Source organism: Pseudomonas sp. P5_A12 (genome assembly GCF_056400685.1).
Genome location: NZ_JBFUKU010000381.1, coordinates 1 through 4,229 on the forward strand (window position 1 = coordinate 1; position 4,229 = coordinate 4,229).

A 4,229-nucleotide genomic window follows, 5' to 3' on the forward strand; every position below is an offset into this window, starting at 1 on the left:
CCTTGCAGCTCTTCGGCGCCCAGCGGGTAGGGCGTTTGCATGATGATCCACTGGGCTCTCGCCAGATAGGGAGCCGGGTGGATGCCCGGCCGGTCGCAATGCCCCAGAAACAGATCCTTGTCGACTTTGAAGGCCAGGGAGTCGCCGCGCAGGTTCTGCAACGCGAACATCTTGTTCCCGGCAATCGAAAACACCCTCACACCGCCCCACTTATAGTCCTCCCGCGCACCCGGCAGCGCGAGACAGAACTGTGCGACGTCCTCTTCGCTCATCCGTGCTGCCTTCATATCAGTCGGTCCCCGCAGGCGTTGAATGATTCGATCAAGTGGTCGAGCCAGGCACGAACAGCGGGCATCACCCCGCGCCGGTGAGGGTAGACCGCTTGCAGCCAGCCGCCCGGCAATGACCATTGGGGTAGCAGTTGTACCAGCGAGCCCGATTCCAGTTCCTGCTCGCAATACATCATAGGCAGCAAGGTAAAGCCCTGGCCGGCGAGGGTGCAGGCCTTGCGCACGATGAAGTCGTCGATGCCCAGCCGCGCTTCCAGGCTCAGCTCAAGACTTTTGCCGTTTTGATCCAACAGGCGAATATGCACCATGCGGTCGGCTTCGAGGGCGCCGAGTATCGGCAGGTTCTTCAAGTCGTCAGGGTGGTTGATTTCCCGTCCGTGCAAAAACGCGGGGGTGGCGACCATGACCATTTGCGCTTGACGCAAGCGTCGGGTGACCAACAACGGATCTTCGTCGCCCAACTCACGCACCCGCAGGGCGACATCGACGCCTTCGGTCACCAAGTCGACCCGGCGGTTGACCAACATGACTTCCAGTTGTACCTGGGGGTATTTTTCAAGAAACCGAGCGATGACCGTCGGCAACCTTTCATGCGCCAGGCCGACGGGGCAGGACACCCGCAAACGGCCACGGGGTTCGCTGGACATGCTGGCCACCGCTTCATCGGCCATTTCGGCTTCCAGCAGCATTGCCTGGCAGTGCCGCAGATAGCGCTCGCCCACGGCCGTCAGTTTGAGTTGGCGGGTGGTGCGTTGCAGCAGACGCGCGCCAAGGCGTTCTTCCAGTTCGGCAATGCGCCGTGACAAGCGCGATTTGGGTATCCCGAGCAAACGCCCGGCGGCCGCGAAGCCGCCGGCTTCAACCACTTTGGCAAAATAGTAGAGATCGTTGAGGTCTTGCATATCGGCAGTCCGATTGTTCTATCAGTGGGACGAACTATCGCATTGTTGCGGTCTAATCAGTTATTGGTTTCGTCTGTAGGATTCTTTCCATCAGATCGCCCCGTGGCGGTCCTCACTTGGAGATCCCACATGAAACTGTTGCATATCGACTCGAGCATTCTTGGTGACAACTCGGCTTCCCGTCTGCTGAGCAGTGAAGTCGTAAAAGCCTGGCAAACCGCAGAGCCGAACGCCGTGGTCACTTACCGCGATCTGGCCGCCGATGCCATCAGCCATTTCTCCGCCACGACGCTGGTCGCCGCCGGTACTACCGCCGAACTGCGCAACGCCGCGCAACAGCACGAAGCCGAGCTGAGCGCCACCACCCTGGCCGAGTTTCTCGCCGCCGATGCCGTCGTGATTGCCGCACCAATGTACAACTTCACCATTCCGACCCAACTCAAGGCCTGGATCGATCGCATTGCTGTTGCCGGTCAGACTTTCCGTTACACCGAAGCCGGCCCGGAAGGTCTGTGCGGTGGCAAGAAAGTCGTGATCGTTTCGACTTCCGGTGGCCTGCATGCCGGTCAGGCCACGGGCGTGGCACACGAAGAGTACTTGAAGGTGCTGTTCGGCTTCATTGGCATCACCGACATCGAGTTCGTCCGTGCCCACGGCCTGGCCTACGGTGATGAAGTGCGTACCAAAGCCATGAGCGACGCTCAAGCGCAAATCAGCGAGCAATTATTCGCCGCTGCGTAAGGCTTGCGTAAAAGGCGTCAACTGCTCAGGCAATACCCAAAAAAACTCTGTATTCTGATCACGCAAGTGCCAGATGCGGAGTTTTTTGTTTCTGACTGTTACAGGTTGTGGCCCAGCTTATGCAGTACAGGGTTAACGTCCCCGTTCTGCAGTGACCTTGGTGGCCGCAAATTGCTGGTACAAGGCCGCTACCTCGATAAACCGATGAGAACGGGCTTTCCGGTCAAGTGACAAATGGTGGGGCATCCTTATGGTGCGTCTTTGTGCAGCGTTACTGTTTTGCCTGCTCAGCAGCCTGAATGCAGTGCACGCCGCGCCTGCGCCGCATCCTCACTGGAGCGTCGGCTTCCATGAGATGAGTTTTCTCGACCCTCTCGATTTGCAGCCGATGCATGCCATCGCGTTCTACCCCTCAAGTGATCGGGAACACACCAGTAAAATCGAGGGTTACACCGTCGAAGCCGGTGAAGACATCCCTGTGGCTATCGGCCGTTTCCCGATGCTGATGCTGTCCCACGGCAACACCGGAACCCCGCTGGCCCTGCATGACCTCGCCACCTCGCTGGCGCGCAAAGGTTTTGTGGTGGTCGCGGTGATCCATCCCGGCGACAACTCCAAAGACCACAGCCGCCTCGGTACGTTGAGTAATCTTTACGGCCGTCCCATCCAGATTTCCGAAGCCATTACCGCCACCTTGGGTGATCGCATGCTCGCGCCGTTCGTCCATGCCAATCAGGTCGGGGTGATTGGCTATTCGGCGGGCGGTGAAACGGCGTTGATTCTTTCAGGTGCCACGCCGGACCTGGATCGGCTGCGCCGCTATTGCCAGGAGCGTCCGGACGACCGCGATGCCTGCAATACCCAAGGAGAACTGATCGTCGACCGCGACGACCTGCAACCGGTGGCCGACCCGCGCGTGCATGCCTTGATGTTGATGGCACCGTTGAGTTTGAAATTCGGCCGTCACACGCTGGCTGACGTGCATGTGCCGGTGCTGCTTTACAGTGGCGACGGCGACAAGTTGGTGGCGTTCGATAAAAACGCTGCGGCACTCGCGCGTAAACTGCCGATCGCGCCGGACTTCAAGTTGTTGGCCGGCGCGGGGCACTTCGTGTTCATGGCACCCTGCAACGACGAGCAGATCGTCAACACCCCGGGGCTGTGCACCGACGCCGATGGTGTTGATCGCGAAGTCATCCATCGCGACATGATTTCCGAGGCCGGGCGTTTCTTCACGCGCTCGCTGGGCATTGCAACCCGTGCGGGCCTGCAAACCGCTGATCAATAAACACCACACCGATCCCGCGGCTAGGCCATCGAGCGGCGTTTCAGTAACAGGGTCAGCGCCAACCCGGCCACCGACAACAACCCTGCGCTGAAGAAAATCCACGTATACCCCAGGTTCAACGCCACCGCGCCCATCAACGGTCCGGCGATGGCGAGTGCCAGATCAAAAAACACCGCGTAAGCACTCAAACCTGCGCCCCGACTGGAATTGGGCACCTGCTTGATCGCTTCAACACCCAGCGCCGGATAGACCAGCGACAAGCCAAAACCGGTCAGCCCCGCGCCGATCAACGCATAGCCGGTTGAAGGGGCCAGCCACAGCAGCCCCAGGCCCACGGTTTCAATGCTCATACAGGCAATGGCCGAGGTGAATCCGCCGAAACGGCTGATGCTGGAGATGAACAGCAGTCGCGCCAGAATAAAACAGACACCGAAAACGGTCAGGCAATACGCGGCCCCGGCCCAGCCACGGCTGACGTAATACAGTGCAATAAAGGTGGTCAGSGTGCCGTARCCGATGGAGGCCAGGCTCAGRCTSGCSCCAAASGGYGCAATRCGCCCGAACACGGCCCARAASGGCAGSCGCTCGCCGCGAAYCACCGGCACYGAAGGYTTGTTGCGGATCAGCAGCAGCGCGACTATCGCTAAAAGCGACAGTGCGACCCCCAAACTGGCGAACCCATACTCGGCGACCATTACCACGCCCAGTGGTGCGCCAATAGCGATGGCGCCGTAAGACGCGATGCCATTCCAGGAGATTGAACGGGCGGTGTGTTCCGCGCCGACCTGGCCCATGCACCAACTGATGGTACCCACGCCAATCAGTCCCTGAGCGACCCCGAGCAACAAACGCCCGGCGATCAGGATCAACAGACTCAGCAGCGGCACGCTTTGCAGCAACGTCGAAAGCAACGTCAACACGCCGCTTAGCACGATCCCCATCAACCCGTAAATAATCGCCCGCTTGGTGCCGATGCTGTCCGACATGCGCCCGGCCATGGGCCGGCTG

Annotated in this window: 5 protein-coding genes; 2 read left to right on the forward strand and 3 right to left on the reverse strand. The window is 59.9% G+C overall.

The genetic code is table 11. From position 1 onward, the window contains the following. Both AC1DSG_RS28305 and AC1DSG_RS28310 read right to left on the reverse strand, forming a co-directional pair. Positions 1 to 287: MmcQ/YjbR family DNA-binding protein (locus tag AC1DSG_RS28305; protein ID WP_477793823.1), on the reverse strand; the 287-nt coding region annotated here is incomplete at its 3' end. Continuing rightward, entirely contained in the window at positions 284 to 1,192 is a 909-nt protein-coding gene (locus AC1DSG_RS28310; RefSeq protein WP_477793824.1) for a LysR substrate-binding domain-containing protein, read from the reverse strand. The genes AC1DSG_RS28310 and AC1DSG_RS28305, both read right to left, overlap by 4 nt. Before the next feature lie 129 nt (positions 1,193 to 1,321). On the opposite strand from AC1DSG_RS28310, the gene AC1DSG_RS28315 reads away from it, so the two are divergent. Together AC1DSG_RS28315 and AC1DSG_RS28320 are read left to right on the forward strand one after the other, a co-directional pair. Then, positions 1,322 to 1,933, forward strand: a complete 612-nt coding sequence (locus tag AC1DSG_RS28315; RefSeq protein WP_007949372.1) for an FMN-dependent NADH-azoreductase — start codon at positions 1,322 to 1,324, stop codon at positions 1,931 to 1,933. Positions 1,934 to 2,183: 250 nt separating this feature from the next. Then, complete coding sequence (locus tag AC1DSG_RS28320) at positions 2,184 to 3,221, forward strand: alpha/beta hydrolase family protein (protein WP_477793825.1); 1,038 nt, start codon at positions 2,184 to 2,186, stop codon at positions 3,219 to 3,221. Positions 3,222 to 3,241: 20 nt separating this feature from the next. On the opposite strand, the gene AC1DSG_RS28325 is transcribed toward AC1DSG_RS28320, so the two are convergent. Continuing rightward, the coding region (locus AC1DSG_RS28325; protein WP_477793826.1) for an MFS transporter at positions 3,242 to 4,229 on the reverse strand (988 nt) is incomplete at its 5' end.